Genomic DNA, 16473 nt, shown 5'->3' with positions numbered 1-16473 from the left:
GGGCGCGGCGACCGCGGGCGGAGCAAGGTCAGAGCTGTCGAACTCGACGAGAAGGGCCGGGGCGCCCGCGCGCCCGCGGTCTCACGGAGGGACCATGACCACGACGGTCGGAGTGGTACGCGAGACGGCCGCCGGCGAGCGCCGGGTGGCACTCACCCCGGACGGTGTCCAGCGCCTGCGGGCGCTGGGCCTGGAGGTGCGGGTGGAGGCGGGCGCCGGCGAAGGGGCGTTCCTGCCCGACGCCGACTACGCCGCGGCGGGCGCCGTCCTGGACACCCGGGCCAAGGTGTACGCCGACAGCGACGTGCTGGTGTGCGTGCACCCGCCCGGTGACGTCGAGGCGCTGCGCCCGGGCCGGACGCTGGTGGGCCTGCTCTTCCCGGTCACCGATCCGGGCCTGACCCGGCGCCTGGCCGAGGCCAAGATCACCGCCGTCAGCCTCGATCTGCTGCCCCGGACGCTGAGCCGGGCGCAGGCGATGGACGCCCTGACGTCGCAGGCCGCCGTCGCCGGTTACAAGGCCGCGCTCGTGGCCGCCGCGGCGTACGCCGGCTACTTCCCGATGCTGATGACCGCCGCCGGCACCACCCGGCCCGCCCAGGTGCTGGTGCTCGGCGCCGGCGTGGCCGGGCTCCAGGCCATCGCGACGTCCCGCCGGCTGGGTGCGGTGGTCACCGGCTACGACATCCGCCCGGCCGCCCACGCCGACATCGCCTCGACCGGCGCCACGGTGCTCGAACTGCCCGACCCGGGCGGCACGGGCGAGGGCGGCGCCGGCGAGGGCGGTTATGCCCGCCGGCTCACCGACGCCGAGGCGCTGGCCCAGCGGCAGGCCCTCGACGCCGCGATCGCCCGGTTCGACATCGTCATCACCACCGCGCAGGTGCCCGGCCGGCCGCCGCCGCTGCTGGTGTCGGCCGACGCGCTGGAGGCGATGCGGCCGGGATCGGTCGTCGTCGACCTGGCCGCCGGCGCCCTCGGCGGCAACGTCGCCGGGTCGGAGCCGGGCGGCACCGTGGTCACCGGCCGCGGGGTCACCCTGATCGGTGCCGCCGACCTGGCCGCCACCGTGCCGGCCGCGGCGTCCACCGCGTACGCCCGCAACCTCTGCGCGCTGCTGCCCGGCCTGCTGCGCGACGGCGTGGTGACGGTCGACCTCGACGACGAGATCCAGGCGGCCGTGGTCGTCACCCACGACGGCGACATCGTCAACCCGCGGGCACGCGCCGCCGCCGAGGAGGAGTCCGGATCATGAGCACGCTGCTGCTGGCCGACATCACCGTCTTCGTGCTCGGCCTGCTCGTCGGCTTCGAGGTGATCAGCAAGGTGCCGGCCACCCTGCACACGCCGCTGATGTCCGGCGCCAACGCCATCCACGGCGTGGTGCTCGTCGGCGTGATGCTGCTCGCCGCCACCACCACGACGGTCACCGGCTACCTGCTGGTGTTCGTCGCCGCCGCCTTCGCCGCCATGAACGTCGCCGGCGGGTACCTGGTCACCGACCGGATGCTGGCCATGTTCCGCACCCACCGGAGGGACCCCTGATGGGCACCGTCGACACGATCGTCCACCTGGTCTACCTGGCCTGCGCGACCTGCTTCGTGATCGGCCTGCACCTGATGAACACGCCCGCCACCGCGCGCCGCGGCAACCAGGTCTCCGCCGCCGGGATGGCCGCGGCGGTGCTGGCCACCGCCGTGCTGCTGGTCCGCGACCAGGCGGTCACCGTCGGCGCCCTGGTGGCGCTGACCGCGGGCACGGCGGTGGGCACCGCGGCCGGGCTGATCACCGCGCGGCGGGTCCGGATGATCGCGATGCCGCAGCTGGTCAGCCTCTTCAACGCGGTCGGCGGCGGCGCGGCCGCGCTGATCGCGGTGGCCGAGGCGATCGAGCACGCCGACCGGCTCGCCGCGCTGCCGCTGCAGACCACCCTGACCGTGGTGCTGGACGTGGCGATCGGCGGCGTCACGTTCACCGGGTCGCTGATCGCCTCCGGCAAGCTGGCCGGCACGGTGCCGGGCCGGCCGATCGCGGTGCCCGCCCGGCGCGTGATCATGACCGTGCTGACGGCGGGGTCCGCGGTGCTCGCGGTGCTGTTCCTGACCGGCCGCGGCGGGGTCGCGGCGCTGGCCGGCATCACCGCCGCCGCGCTGGTCGGCGGGGTGCTGGCCACCCTGCCGATCGGCGGCGCCGACATGCCGGTGGTCATCTCGCTGCTGAACGCCTGCACCGGCACCGCGGTGGCGATGGCCGGCTTCGTGCTCGGCAGCACCCCGCTGATCATCGCGGGCGCGCTGGTCGGCGCGGCCGGCGCCATCCTGACCAAGCTCATGGCCGACGCGATGAACCGGCCGGTCCGGGCCATCCTGGCCGGCGGCTACGGCACCGGCGACGAGCACCCCACCGGCCCGGCCGGCGGCGCCGGCCCGGTCCGCGAGATCGCCGTCGACGACGCCGCGCTGCAGCTGGCGTACGCCGGCAAGGTCGTGATCGTGCCCGGCTACGGGCTGGCCGCGGCGCAGGCCCAGCACGAGGTCGTCGCGCTGGCCCGGGCGCTCACCGACCGCGGGGTCGAGGTCAGCTACGGCATCCATCCGGTGGCCGGCCGGATGCCGGGGCACATGAACGTGCTGCTGGCCGAGGCCGACGCGCCGTACCCGGAGCTGAAGGACCTGGAGGAGATCAACCCCCAGTTCGGCCGGACGGACGTGGTGCTGGTGGTCGGCGCCAACGACGTCACCAACCCGGCGGCCCGGCGCCCCGGCAACGCGGTCTCCGGCATGCCGATCCTCGACGTGGACAAGGCCCGCAGCGTCATCGTGATCAAACGCTCGCTGGGCCACGGCTACGCCGGCATCGACAACGAGCTGTACACCGACCCGAAGACCGCGATGCTCTTCGCCGACGCCAAGGCCGGGCTCACCGCACTGATCGCCGGCGTGCACGCGTACGCCGCGTAGCCCGCCCGACCGGGCCGAACGGCCCGGTCGGGCGGTGCCGGAGGTCGCGCCCATCGATGCCCTTCGGCGGTTGAGCCACCGGCCGGGTCGCCGAAGAGTGAAGGTATCCGAAGCCCTCACCTTGGAGGTGGCGATGAACCCGCCGATCATCGACCATCCCGCGCTCGTGAACTCGCTGAACCGGGTCGGCGCCCGCCGGGTGCTGCAGCGGGTCGGCGTGCTCGACGAGCCGGCCGGCCCGCTGCCGACCGACACCCCGGAGGTCGCCCAGCTGCTGGCCGACCAGGGCCTCGCGGCGCGGCTGGCCGAGCTCGCCCGTTCGCTCGGCCGCGACCCCCACGAGGTGCGCGCCGAGGCCGCCGGCTATCTGCGCGAGATCGGCGCCACCCACACCGGCCGGGCCCCGCACGACTGGGCGAGGTTCAGCCGGTGGCTGTCGCGGGCCCATGACCTGGTCGTGGACCCCGAGCAGACGCGGCAGCTGCGCGCGCTGGACCGCAAGCACTCGCTGCTGTTCCCGTTCTCGCACCGGTCCTACCTGGACGGCGTGACGGTGCCCGCCGCGGTGTCCCAGAACGGCATCTCGCCGGCGTTCGTGCTGGCCGGGGCCAACCTCGACGTGTTCCCGTTCAACCACCTGCTGCGCCGGTCCGGGTACGTCTACGTGCGGCGCTCGACGGCCGACATCCCGGTGTACCGGCTGGTGCTGCGGGCGTACGTCGCGCAGATGATCCGCAACCGGCGCAACCTCTGCTGGTCCATCGAGGGCGGCCGGACCCGCACCGGCAAGCTCCGCCCGCCGACCTACGGGGTCCTGCGCTACATGATCGACGCGCTCGACACCGAGGCCACCGCGCGGGCGCTGATCGTGCCGGTCTCGATCGTGTACGAGCAGCTGCACGAGGTGCCGATGATGACCGACGAGGCGCGCGGCAGCAGCAAACGCCCGGAGGACCTGCGCTGGCTGTGGCAGTTCGGGCGCTCGCAGCGCGAACGGTTCGGCCGGGTCTACCTGGAGTTCGGCGAGCCGTTGCCGCTGCGGGAACGGCTGGCCGAGCTGCGGGCCGGCGACCCGGCCGGGACGCGCGTGGTGGAGCGGATCGCCCTGGAAACCTGCCACCGGATCAACCGCGCCACCCCGGTGACCACCACGGCCGTGGTGTGCCTGGCGCTGCTCGCCGCCGACCGCGCGCTGAGCCTGGACGAGGTGCTGGCCACCGTCGCCCCGCTGGCGCGCTACATCCGGCAACGCGGGCGGCCGGTGGCCGGCGCGGCCGACCTGACCGACCGGGCCACCATCAGCCACACCCTCGGTGATCTCGTCCGGTCCGGCGTGCTGACCAGCTACGACGGCGGCACCGAGACGATCTGGTGGATCGGCGCCGGCCGGCACCTGGTCGCCGCCTTCTACCGGAACACGGCCGTGCACATGCTGGTGGACCGGGCGATCGGCGAGCTGGGGCTGGTGGCGGCGATGGAGGGCGGGGAGAACGGGCTGCAGACCGCGAACCGGGAGACCCTGCGCCTGCGCGAGCTGCTCAAGTTCGACTTCTTCTTCCCGCCGCGCCGGGAGTTCGCCGACGAGATGGCCGCCGAGCTGGCGATCGCCGACCCCGGCCAGGCCGGTGGGCTGCACGAGTTCTCCCCCGCCGACGCCCGGCGGTGGCTGGCGAACACCGAGCCGCTGGTCGCCCACCTGGTGCTGCGGCCGTTCCTGGACGCCTATCACGTGGTGGCCGACCGGCTGGCCGCCTGGCAGGACGACGACGAGCCGTTCGACGAGCCGCGCTTGCTCGACGAGTGCCTGCGGGTCGGCCGGCAGTGGGCGTTGCAGAAACGCCTGGCCAGCGAGGAGTCGGTGTCGCTGGAGCTGTTCAAGCCGGCGCTGCGGATGGCGGAGCACCGGGGCCTGGTCTCGGCCGACGCGCCCGGCACGGCCAAGCGCCGCGGCGAGTTCCTCGAGGAGATGCGCGAGACGCTGCGCCGGGTGACCGTGATCGCCGAGCTGGCCCGCCGGGACCGGTCATGACCACCACCGCCGCCGAGGCCGTCGAGGCGATCCGGACCGGGCCCGCGGGCCCGGAGATCGGGGCGTTCTTCGACTTCGACGGGACGCTGGTGCAGGGCTACACCGCGAACGCCGTCTACCGGGAGCGGATCCGCCAGGGGCAGATCGGCGCGCTGGAGCTGGCCCGCACGATCGTCGCCGCGGTCGACGGCACCGTGCTGGGCGGCAACCCGCACAGCATCGGTGAGATCAGCTTCGCCGCGCTGCGCGGCCGGACCGTGGACTCGGTGGTGGAGATCGGCGAGCGGCTGTTCGTCCAGCGGATCGCCGGGACGATCCGGCCCGAGGCCCGCGACGTCGTGCGCGCCCACCTGCGCCGGGGGCACACCGTCGTGGTGGCGTCCTCCGCCACCCGGATGCAGATCGAGCCGGTGGCCCGGGATCTCGGCATCCCGCACCTGGTCTGCACCGAACTCGCGGCGGAGGACGGCATCCTGACCGGGCACAGCAGCACCGGCATGCTGTGGGGCGAGCGGAAGGCCGGCTCGGTGCGCGCCTTCGCCCGCGGGCACGGCATCGATCTGAAGCACAGCTACGGCTATGCCAACGGCTCGGAGGACATCGCGTTCCTCGGCTCCGTGGGCCGGCCGTACGCGCTCAACCCGCACCCGGTGCTGCGGCGCGCCGCCGAGGAGTACGGGTGGCCGGTGCTGATGCTGCGGGAGCCGAAGTCGCCGGGGCTGCGGGCGTACCTCGGCACCGTCGCCGCGGTGGCGGGCACGAACACCGGGCTGGCCGCCGGGGTGGCGTACGGGTGGCTGCGCGGTGACCGCCGGCAGGGCCGCAACGCCGGCATCGAGCTGGCCGCCCGGACCGGGCTCACGCTCGCCGGGGTGAAGCTCAACGTGGTCGGCGCGGAGAACCTCGAGAAGTGCCGTCCCGCGGTGTTCGTCGCCAACCACCAGAGCACCCTGGACGTGCTGGTGCTCGGCGCGCTGCTGCGGCGCGACTTCACCGCCGTGGCCAAGAAGGAGGCCCGGCTCGACCCCCGGATGCTGGTCATCGGCGCGCTGCTCGACCCGGCCTGGATCGACCGCGGCGACCTGACGAAGGCCAAGCAGTCCCTGGACGGGGTCGTCGAGAAGCTGCGGGCGGGCGTCTCGATCCTCATCCTGCCCGAGGGCACCCGGATGCCGACACCGAGCCTGGGCCGGTTCAAGAAGGGCGCCTTCCACATCGCCCGGCAGGCCGGCGTGCCGATCGTGCCGATCGTGCTGCGCAACACCGGCGAGCTGGCCTGGCGGCGCTCGCTGATCGTCAACCCCGGCACGGTCGACGTCGCGGTGCTCGAGCCCGTCGACACCAGCGGCTGGACGGCCGAGGACGTGGACCAGCGGGTCGCCGAGGTGCGGCAGCGGGTCCGCGACACCCTGGCGGACTGGCCGCGGGAGGTGGGCGCGCGATGAGCCTCCGCAAGCCCAGGGTCACCGTGCTCGGCGGCGGCACGTGGGGCACGACCGTGGCCTCCATCGTGGCCCGCAAGACCCCGGCGCTGTTGTGGGTGCGGGACCCGGACGTCGCGAAGGCGATCAACGAGACCCACCGCAACCCCCGCTATCTGGCCGGTTTCGACCTCGCTCCCGGCCTGCGCGCGACCGCGGATCTGGCCGAGGCGGTCGAGGACGCCGACGTCCTGGTCGCCGGGGTGCCGTCGCAGTACCTGCGCGGCGTGCTGGCCCGGGCCGCCGACCACGTCCGCCCGTTCGTCCCGGTGGTGAGCCTGGTCAAGGGGCTGGAGCAGGGCTCACGCAAGCGGATGACCGAGGTGATCGGCGAGGTGCTGCCCGGGCACCCGGCCGGGGTGCTGTCCGGCCCCAACATCGCCCGGGAGGTGGTGCAGGGCTATTCCGCGGCGGCGACGCTGGCGATGCCCGACCACCGCACCGCGCAGACCCTGCAGGGCCTGGTGCACACCTCGCGTTACCGGGTCTACACCAGCGAGGATGTGATCGGGGTGGAGATCGCCGGGGCGTTGAAGAACGTGTTCGCGATCGCCGTGGGGTTCGGCGACGGGCTCGGCGCCGGCGACAACACCCGGGCGATGGTGATCACCCGGTCGTTGCACGAGCTGTCCCGGCTCGGGGTGGCGATGGGCGGGCGCGCGGAGACGCTCTCCGGCCTGGCCGGCATGGGTGACCTGCTCGTCACCTGCATCAGCCCGCACAGCCGCAACCGGCACGTGGGCTTCGAGCTGGGCCGCGGCAAGCCGCTCGAGGAGATCCTGGCCGCGATGAACCAGGTGGCCGAGGGCGTGCGGACCACGGCGGTGGTGATGCGGCTGGCCGCCGAGCGCGGCATCGAGATGCCGATCGTCCGGGAGGTCGACGCGGTGCTCAACCACCGCCAGCCGGTCGAGGAGACCTACCGCGGGCTGCTCCGCGTCACCCCCGGCCACGAGGTACGCGGGGAGGCGTGGTGACCACCGAGCGGACGGAACCGGCCGAGACCAACGAGCAGGCATGGGCGCTGGCCGGCGCGTGGGGCGCCGAGGACCGGATGAACGAGATCGAGACGCTGATGTGGCGCAGCGAGCGGCATCCGCAGCGGTCGTCGACGATCTCGGTGCTGATGATGCTGGACACGGTGCCGGACTGGGACCGGCTGCACGCCGCCCACGAGTGGGCGACCCGGCTGGTGCCGCGCGCCCGCAAACGCGTGCTGGAGCCGGTCGTGCCGCTGGGGCCGCCGGCCTGGGTGCTCGATCCGACCTTCGACCTGGACTACCACCTGCGCCGGGTGAGCCTGCCGGCGCCGGGCGGGATGGCCGAGGTGCTGGCGTTCGCCCAGGGTGCCGCGATGGCGCCGTTCGACCGGACCCGGCCGCTGTGGGAGGGCACGCTGATCGAGGGGCTGCCGGACGGCAAGGCGGCGTACTTCCTCAAGATGCACCACTCGCTGACCGACGGCCTGGGCGGCGTCCCGCTGGTGTCGCTGACCCAGAGCCGGCGCCGGGAGCACACCGACCACAAGCCGGTCGCGCCGCCACGCCCGCCCGAGCCCCGGCCGGACGCGGGCCTGCTGACCGTGGAGGAGCTCGCCGAGCAGCTGCTGGCGCTGCCCGCGGCGGCCGGGCGGCTGGTCGCGGCCGGCACGCGGGCGCTGGTCCATCCGGAGTCCGCGGTCGCCGGCGCGCTGCGGTTCGTCGGCTCGCTCCGGCGCACCGCGGCGCCGTGGTCCGTGCCGGGCTCGCCGCTGTTCCGCGGCCGCACCGGGAAGTCCTGGCGGTTCGGCGTGCTGGAGTGCCCGCTGGCCGACCTGCGGGCGGCGGCGGAGGCCGCCGGCGGGTCGGCGAACGACGCCTACCTCGCCGCGCTGCTCGGCGGGATGCGCCGCTACCACGAGCGGCACGGCGTGGAGCTGGCCGAGATGGCGATGACCACGCCGGTCAGCCTGCACAAGTCCGACGACCCGATCGGCGGCAGCGAGTGGGCCGGCACGAGCTTCGCCGCGCCGGTCGGGATCGCCGACCCGCAGGAGCGGATCGCCACGATCCACGGCATCGTGCTGTCGCTGCGGGTGGAACCGGCCCTGGACGGGCTGTCGGTGCTGGTGCCGGTGCTGAACCGGGTGCCGGCGGCGGTGCGCGCCGCGGTCGGCCGGCTGCCGGTGGCCGCCGACGTGTCCGCGTCGAACGTGCCGGGCGCGCCCTACGAGACCTTCCTGGCCGGGGCGAAGGTCGAGCGGACCTACCCGTTCGGTCCGCTGCCCGGTGCCGCCCTGATGGCGGCGATGGTGTCGCACGCCGGCACCTGCTGCCTGGGGATGACCATGGACGGCTCGGTCGTGCCCGACCCGGAGGTGCTCATGGAGTGCCTGCGCGAGGGCCTGTCGGAAGTGCTCGCATCGGCGGACGGCCCTTGCCTGGCGGGCCCGGGGGCCGCAGGCTGACAGGGACCCCCAGCGGGACGGAGCTGACCATGGGCAGCGAGGCGGAGATCCGGGCGGCCGGGCGGGTGGTCGGTGACGCGCTGGCCGGCGTGGTGGGGGTGGTCCGGGACACCCATCACGCGATCGCCGACCGGGTGTTCACCGCGGTAGGACCGGTCGCGTGGCCGGTCCGCGCCGCGCACGGTGTCATCGCGGGCGGGGTGTACGCGACGGTCCACGGCGCCCACGCCGTGCTGCCCCGGCTGATCGGCTTCGCCGTCGGCCACGGGTGGCGGCCCGCCCGGGCCCCGCTGTCCGGGAACCCGGCCGGCCGTTTCTCCCTCGCGGTGCTCAACGGGCTGTGGGGTGACACGCTCGACGGCCGGCACCCGGAGCTGGCGACCCCGATGGCGGTCCGGTCGGGCGGCGCGGATGTCCCGCTCACCACCGAGGCGCTGCGGGCGGCCTTCCCGGCGGCTGGCCCGCGGATCGTGGTGTTCGTGCACGGCCTGTGCGAGACCGAGGACTACTGGTCCCTGGCCGCCGACCGGCACGCGACCGAGCACCCGACGCTGGGTTCGCGGCTGGAGCGCGAGCTCGGCCGCACCGCCGTGCAGCTGCGGTACAACACCGGCCTGCACGTGTCCGACAACGGGCTGCGGCTGTCCGTGCTGCTCGACGAGCTGGTCGCCGCCTGGCCGGTCCCGGTGGAGCAGATCTCGCTGATCGGCCATTCCATGGGCGGGCTGGTGATCCGCAGCGCCGGGCGGCAGGGCGCGGCCGCCGGTCACCGGTGGGTGCCGGCGGTGCGGCACGTGGTGTTCCTGGGTACGCCCCACCTCGGCGCTCCCCTGGCCCGTGGCGTGCACACCACGGCGTGGCTGCTGGCCCGCCTGCCGGAGAGCCGGCCCGTCGCCCGGTTGCTGAGCGGGCGCAGCGCCGGGGTCCACGACCTCAACTACGGCGCGCTGGTGGAGGAGGACTGGCGCGACGTCGACCCGGACGCGCTGCCCCGTGACAACTGCACCGACGTGCCGTTCCTGCCGGAGGCGGAGCACTACTTCATCGGTGCCACCCTCACCCGGGAGCACGACAGCCCGCTGGCCACTGTGCTGGGTGATCTGTTCGTGCCGTACCGCAGCGCCTCCGGGGCCGGCGACCGGCGCCGGCTGCCGTTCGCCGACGGCAACGGCCGCCATCTCGGCGGCCTGCACCACTTCGACCTGCTCAACCACCCGGCGGTGCACGACCAGCTGTGCGCCTGGCTCGCCGAGCCGGATCCCCCGGCCGCGGAGCAGCGGTGACGGACCCGCGGTGGCTGGCCCGGGGCGAGGCCACGCTGCCGGACGGCACGCGGTGGCTGGCCCCCGCCGAGGCGGCCCGCGCCGCCGCGCTCGCCTACCCGAAGCGGCGCACCGAGTACCTGCTGCGCCGCTGGGCGGTCAAGCACGCGGTGGCCGCGATCACCGGCCGGTCGGCCGAGCCGGCGTCGCTGGCCGGCGTCGAGGTGCCCAACACGCCGGACGGGGCGCCGTACGTGCTGGTCGACGGCGCCCCGCTCGGGATCGACGTGTCGGTCACCGACCGGGCCGGGTGGGCCGTCTGCGTGGCCGGCCGGCGGGTCGGCTGCGACCTGGAGCTGGTCGAGCCGCGCAGCCCGGCGTTCGTGCGGGACTTCCTGACCGCCGCCGAGCAGCGCTTCGTCGCCGCGCGCCCGGCCGGCGACGACCGCGACGCCGCCGCCAACCTGATCTGGTCGGCGAAGGAGAGCGCCCTCAAGGTGCTGCGGACCGGGCTGCGGCGCGACACCCGCAGCGTGGCGGTGAGCGTCGGGTCGCCCGGCGAGGACGGCTGGGGGACACTGTCCGTCCGCGGCGCCGAGGACACACCGATGACGGGCTGGTGGCGCCGCGAGGGCGCGTTTGTGCTCACCGTCGCCACCACCGAGCCGGGCCCCCGGCCGGTCCCCCTCGACCGGCCGGGCAGCCTGGCCACCGCGACGCCCCGCCACTCCTGGCTCGCCCGGCCGTCACCCCGCTGAGCCGGCGATCCCCCGTTCCAGCGCGGCCACCAGGTCCGGCCGCAACCGGTCGGCGCCGATGATCCGGTCCACCGAGCCCACCGCCATCGCCCGCTGCACCGTGTGGATCCGGTCGAACTCGGCGGCCACCTCGCCGAGCTTGGCCGACCGGACCGTCGCGGTGAGCTCGGCCAGCCGGGCCCGCAGCGGCCCGGCGGCCGGGTCCGCGGCGGCGCGCAGCCGCTCGGCCGCCTCGCGGACCCGGGGATCGCCTTCGGTACGGGCCGTGACCTCCCGGGCGAACACCGTGGCCGCGGCCGGCGCACCCCCGATCACCGAGGCGAACGAGCCCTCGACGGCGACCATCTCCAGCCGCTCGTTGAGCGCCTTGGAGAACACCACGAACGCCCCGCCGTGGTAGCGGGAGACCACCACGAAGACGATCGGGCCGCGGAAGTTGGTCATCGCCCGGCCGATCTCCGCGCCGTACTCCAGCTGCCAGCGGCGCATCGACTCCGGCGAGCCGTCGAAGCCGGACAGGTTGGCCAGCACCACCAGCGGCCGGTTGCCGCTGGCGGCGTTCACCGCCCGGGCCAGCTTGCGCGACGCCTGCGGGAACAGCGTGCCGGAGGTCCACGCCGACGGGCCGCCGGCCGGCACGAAGCCGTGCCGGGTCACCGTGTGCGACTCGACCCCGAGCAGGCAGACCGGGATGCCGCCGATCCGGGCGTCCCAGACGATCGCGATCTCCGCGCCGCGCCAGTACGCCCAGCGCTCCAGCGGCACGGCGTCGGTGTCGGTGACGGCCCGCATCACCGAGCGCATGTCGAACGGCTTCTTGCGGTCGGCGTTGCGCTCGGCGGAGAACACGTCACCGACCGACGTCAGGTCGGTGCCCGGCACGGCGGCGTGCGGCGCGGTCCGGACGTCCCGGTCGACCGGGTCGGCGGTGGGATGCCGGCGCGGGTACGCCTCGCCGGGCACCACGTACGTGTGCTCGTAGTGGCGCAGCAGGATGTCGCAGGCGTCGCCGAGGGTGGCGGCCCAGTACTGCGCCTGGCCGTTCGGGCCCATGATGCGGTCGAACCCGCCGATGCCGAAGTTGTCCTCGGCCGAGACCCCGCCGGAGAAGTCCAGGGCCTGCTTGCCGGTCAGCACCATGGTGCTCGCCGGGGTCATCACCAGGATCCCGCGGGTGTGCATGAGCATCGTCGCCTCGGCGTTCCAGTACGGCTGCGCGCCCACGTTGATGCCGGTGACGACGACGTTCACCTCCCCGCCGGCCTGGGTGAACTCGATGATCCGGCGCAGCACCGCGGCGATCCAGTCCATGTTCTCCGTGCCGCTGTCCATCGCGATCCGGGCGCCGGACGACAGTGCGAACCACTCCACCGGCAGGTGGAGCCGCTCGGCCAGGTCGAGCGCGGCGATCACCCGGCGGCATTCCGGCTCGGCGAGGTTGCCCAGCCCGCGGGTCGGGTCGCCGAGCAGCGCGACCCGGGACATCCCCTCGGGCACCGCCACCGTGTCGTTGCTGAGCACACCGACCACGATGTTCGCGGTGTTCAGGCCGTACGGCCGGGACACCTCGGCCAGCTCGCCGCGGGCGTCCAGGTCGTACTCGGTGAACCGGCCGATCGGGAACCGGGCGACGGCGCCGGGCGGCGGGGTGAGCATCCGCACGATCTCGTACGGATAGGGCGCCCCGAACCGCCGCGCCCGCAGCAGCTTCTGCCGGTACGGCGTCAGCGGCCGGATCGGCTCCTGACCCGGCGGCCGCTCCCGCACGGTGACCCCGGTCCCCCAGCCCTCCACGTGCAGCACGGTGTCCCGGCCGTCCGGCCGGCGCACCCGCAGCACCACCTTCTCCAGGCCGGCGCCGGCCGCCAGCGGCGCCAGCGAGCCGGCCAGCTCGGCCCACGCGTCCGGGGTCAGGTCCCACGGCGGCCGGACGTAGAGCACGATCCGGTTGGCCGCGGGCTGGTCCGCCGCCGGGAAGCCGGTCAGCGCCTCCCGGATGCCGGCCAGCGCCCGCAGTCCCATCAGCTCCAGGCTCGGATACCGCAGGGTGCCGCCGGCGTCCCGGGTGGGACGCAGGTCGCGCACCTCGGCGAGGGCGAACAGCCGGTGGTCCTTCGGGTTGTCGTGGGCGACCCCGTGGAACAGGTACACGTCCTCGGCGGACCGCAGCCGTTCCAGCCGGAAGTTGCCCAGCCGCCACAGATCGAGCCGCTTGGCGAGCATCGGGTGCAGGTTGCGGTAGAGCCGGTCCTCGACCAGCTCGCCGTCGCGCCGGCGGTAGGTGACGTGATGGGTCCGGAACCGCTCCGGCGCCGGGCCGTCGACCGTGGTCACGGTGATGTCGAGGCGCCGCAGCGGGCGGCCGAAGTCGCAGTCGGGCAGCAGCTTGCCGAGCTCCACCAGCACGGCGTCCACGTCGACCGGCTGCCCGTGCCGCCAGGCGGCCACATCCACCACCACGTCGCGTCCGGCGCCGGCCGTGCCCAGGTGGGTGGCGACCGCGCGGGCCAGCCGGGGCAGCTCGGTCAGCGGCGCGTACGCCGTGACCAGGTGCACCTTGTCGTCGGCCAGGTCGTAGTCCGCGCCGCACAGCAGCCAGCCGTCGATCTCGGTGACCCGCGGCCCGAGCAGCGTACGGATGCGGTAGAACCGGCGGGTGTAGACCTCGAGCAGGATCCGGTGCACGGCCGGATCGGCGGTGCCGCGCCACCGGCGCAGCAGCATGCCGCGCAGCGGCTGGGGGCAGCCGACGAGCCGGTCGATCAGCTCGGCCCGCTCGGGCGACGGACCGGCGCTCAGCCGGTCGAGGGCCTCCTCCGCCCAGGCGTACTCCTCGGCCACCGCGGCGTCCAGCAGCGGCTCGTCCAGATAGTGGTAGCGGACGTCGCGGGCGAGGTCGGCGATGACCGGATCGTGCGCCTGCGCGGCGGCGGCGAGCCGGTCGAAGCGCTCGCGTGTGTCGGCGTCGGCCAGCGGGGCCAGCTCGCCGTGGTGCCGCAGCCGCCGTTCCAGGATGTTCACGATCACCGGGGTCAGCTGGCCGGCCCGGCGGAACGAGCGGAACATCCACAGGACCGCCTCCTCCAGCTCGGGGGTGCGCTCGAGGCCGGACACCCCGTAACGGCGCAGCGCCCGGGCCAGGCGGCGCCGGTACTCGTCGGGCAGCCCGGCCCGGTCGGCGTCCAGCCACTGCAGGTACGACAGCAGGTACTCCTGGGCGCTGCCGTCGGCGACCGCGTCGTCCGGGTCCACCGGGCCCCGCGGCCGGTACAGCGAGCCGACGTCGGCGTACAGGTCGAGCAGGCTGTTCTCGCAGCGCAGCAGGCCCGGGTCGGCGGGCGGCGCGGTCTCGCCGAGGCGGCGCTGCCGGGTGATCATCGCCCGGACCGAGGCCGGGTCGAGGTCGTAGCCGAGCAGGTAGCCGCGCAACGCCGCGTACACCCGCTCGCACCGCGGGGCGCCCGGCGGCGGGGCGGCGACCAGCCCGGTGAAGGCCAGCCGCGTCCCGGCGGCGGTCTGCTGCGTCCCGGCCGGCCGGACGCGCACCACCGGCGCTCCGGCGTCCACCTGCACGTTCTCGGCGGTCTCGACCGACACGACCGTGCCGTCCAGCGGGGCGGTGAGCGTCGACTCCATCTTCATGCTCTCCAGCACCGCGAGCGGCTGCCCCACGGTCACCGGGTCGCCCGGCGCCACCAGCACCGACACCACGAACGCCGGGCCGGCGCTGCGCACCACGCCGCCGTCGTCGCGGGAGACCACATGGGACCGGCCGTCGACGTCCACCCGGATGGTGGCGCCCTCCACGACCGTGACGACGCGGTAGGACCGGTCGCCGACGCGGACCCGGCGCTGGTAGCCGTCGCGCCGTTCCACGGTCAGGTCGGCGTCCCCGGTCGCGGCGGAGGTGACCCGGTAGGTACACCCGTCGGTGCGGTACACGCGCAGGTCGTACTGCTGGCCCCGGTAGTGCAGCCGGCAGCGCTGCCCCACCTCGGTGCCCGACTCGGCACCGCCGCGCCGCGCCCGCGCGTGGAACGCGGCCTGCTCCGCCGCCTGGTCGAGCTCGTACGACGTCACGGCGGCCACCAGCAGGGCCACCGGGTCCGGGGCGGGCAGGTGGTCCCCCTCGGCGGTCAACCGGTCCAGCCAGTGGTTGTCGAAGCGGCCGGCGGTCACCTCCGGACGCCCCAGCAGGCCGAGCAGGAAGGACCGGTTGGTCGTGCCGCCGTCGATCACCACCGTGGTGTCGTCGAGGGCCCGCCGCAGCCGGGACAGCGCCTCGGTGCGGTCCTGTCCCCAGGCCACGATCTTCGCGATCATCGAGTCGAAGTCCGGCGGGATCCGGTCGCCCTCGCAGAAGCCGGAGTCGACCCGGATGCCGGCGCCGGTGGGCAGGCTGAGCCGGGCCAGCCGGCCGGGCGCGGGGGCGAAGCCGTTCTGCGCGTCCTCCGCGCAGAGCCGGGCCTCGACCGCGTGGCCCCGCACCGGCGGCGGCGCACCGGTCAGCCGGCCGCCGGCGGCCACGTGCAGCTGCAGCTTCACCAGGTCCAGCCCGGTCGTCGCCTCGGTCACCGGATGCTCCACCTGCAGCCGGGTGTTGACCTCCAGGAACAGGAACCGCCCGGTGTCCGGGTCGACCAGGAACTCGACCGTGCCGGCGTTGCGGTAGCCGGCCGCGACGACCACCCGGACCGCCGCGTCGCGGATCGCCCGCTCGCCCGCGGCGTCCAGCACCGTCGAGGCGGACTCCTCGATCACCTTCTGGTGCCGGCGTTGCAGCGTGCAGTCGCGGACCCCGACCGCCCAGGTCGTGCCGGCGCCGTCGGCGATCACCTGGACCTCGACGTGCCGGGCGCTCGGCACCAGCTTCTCCAGGAACAGCGTCGGGTCGCCGAAGGCGAACCGCGCCTCCTCGCGGGCCGAGTCGAACGCCGCGGCGAGGTCCGCCGCCGCGTGCACGAGCCGGATGCCCCGCCCGCCACCGCCGGCCGCCGCCTTGAGCATCAGCGAGTACCCGATGCGCTCGGCGTGCGCGCCGGCCAGGCCGAGATCGTCGACCGCTTCCTCGCTCCACGGCACCACCGGCACGCCCGCCTGCTGGGCCAGCCGCTTGGCGGCCACCTTGTCCCCCAGCCGCCGGATCGTGGCGCTGTCCGGGCCGACGAACACGATCCCGGCCTCCTCGCACCGCCGCGCGAAGGAGGCACGCTCGGCGAGGAAGCCCCAGCCGACCCAGACCGCGTCCACGCCGGCGCGCAGCAGCGCGTCGATCACCGCCGGCTCGTCGAGATAGCGGGACCGGCGGTCGCCGGACACCGGGTCGACGAAGGTGGCCGGGCCGAGCGACACCGCCTCGTCGGCCTCGCGCACGAACCACGCGTCGGCGTCCGGCTCGGTGTACAGCACGACCGTGGTGATCGGCGGCCGGTCGCCGGCCCGGTTGAGCTCGCGTACGGCGGTCAGCGCACGGATCGCCGGCTCACCGCGGTTGGCGATCGCCAACCGGTGAATGGTGCGCAGCATGCTGTTCGTCC

General features: G+C 74.9%; 10 protein-coding genes. 9 read left to right on the top strand and 1 reads right to left on the bottom strand.

Going from position 1 to position 16473, the window contains the following annotated elements; genetic code table 11:
- Positions 1-94: 94 nt before the first annotated feature.
- The 9 genes from ACIBQZ_RS12980 to ACIBQZ_RS12940 all read left to right on the top strand — a co-directional run bounded on the left by ACIBQZ_RS12980 (position 95) and on the right by ACIBQZ_RS12940 (position 10936).
- Positions 95-1255: an NAD(P) transhydrogenase subunit alpha gene (locus tag ACIBQZ_RS12980; RefSeq protein ID WP_396088778.1), complete on the top strand. Its 1161-nt coding sequence runs from the start codon at positions 95-97 to the stop codon at positions 1253-1255.
- Positions 1252-1545 (top strand): NAD(P) transhydrogenase subunit alpha, encoded by a 294-nt coding sequence (locus ACIBQZ_RS12975; RefSeq protein ID WP_396088777.1) that lies wholly within the window; start codon positions 1252-1254, stop codon positions 1543-1545. The genes ACIBQZ_RS12980 and ACIBQZ_RS12975 overlap by 4 nt, the downstream gene beginning before the upstream one ends.
- Complete coding sequence (locus tag ACIBQZ_RS12970) at positions 1545-2960, top strand: NAD(P)(+) transhydrogenase (Re/Si-specific) subunit beta (protein WP_396088776.1); 1416 nt, start codon at positions 1545-1547, stop codon at positions 2958-2960. Before ACIBQZ_RS12975 ends, ACIBQZ_RS12970 begins: the two co-directional genes overlap by 1 nt.
- Before the next feature lie 133 nt (positions 2961-3093).
- On the top strand, positions 3094-4989 hold the full coding sequence (locus ACIBQZ_RS12965; protein WP_396088775.1) for a lysophospholipid acyltransferase: 1896 nt from the start codon (positions 3094-3096) through the stop codon (positions 4987-4989).
- A complete protein-coding gene (locus ACIBQZ_RS12960) occupies positions 4986-6434 on the top strand; it encodes an HAD-IB family hydrolase (RefSeq protein ID WP_396088774.1) in 1449 nt (482 codons plus the stop codon). The genes ACIBQZ_RS12965 and ACIBQZ_RS12960 overlap by 4 nt, the downstream gene beginning before the upstream one ends.
- Complete coding sequence (locus ACIBQZ_RS12955) at positions 6431-7447, top strand: NAD(P)H-dependent glycerol-3-phosphate dehydrogenase (RefSeq protein ID WP_396088773.1); 1017 nt, start codon at positions 6431-6433, stop codon at positions 7445-7447. Before ACIBQZ_RS12960 ends, ACIBQZ_RS12955 begins: the two co-directional genes overlap by 4 nt.
- A complete protein-coding gene (locus ACIBQZ_RS12950) occupies positions 7444-8916 on the top strand; it encodes a wax ester/triacylglycerol synthase domain-containing protein (protein ID WP_396088772.1) in 1473 nt (490 codons plus the stop codon). The genes ACIBQZ_RS12955 and ACIBQZ_RS12950 overlap by 4 nt, the downstream gene beginning before the upstream one ends.
- Positions 8917-8945: 29 nt before the next feature.
- A complete protein-coding gene (locus tag ACIBQZ_RS12945; RefSeq protein ID WP_396088771.1) occupies positions 8946-10199 on the top strand; it encodes an esterase/lipase family protein in 1254 nt (417 codons plus the stop codon).
- Positions 10196-10936, top strand: coding sequence for a 4'-phosphopantetheinyl transferase family protein (locus ACIBQZ_RS12940; protein WP_396088770.1), 741 nt, complete (start codon positions 10196-10198; stop codon positions 10934-10936). The genes ACIBQZ_RS12945 and ACIBQZ_RS12940 overlap by 4 nt, the downstream gene beginning before the upstream one ends.
- Here ACIBQZ_RS12940 and ACIBQZ_RS12935 read toward each other — a convergent pair.
- Complete coding sequence (locus ACIBQZ_RS12935) at positions 10925-16462, bottom strand: carboxyl transferase domain-containing protein (protein ID WP_396088769.1); 5538 nt, start codon at positions 16460-16462, stop codon at positions 10925-10927. The genes ACIBQZ_RS12940 and ACIBQZ_RS12935 overlap by 12 nt on opposite strands.
- Positions 16463-16473: the final 11 nt, after the last annotated feature.

It is taken from the genome of Actinoplanes sp. NPDC049599, from assembly GCF_044465625.1.
GTDB lineage: Bacteria > Actinomycetota > Actinomycetes > Mycobacteriales > Micromonosporaceae > Actinoplanes.
This window is presented reverse-complemented; position numbering and strand designations above follow the sequence as displayed.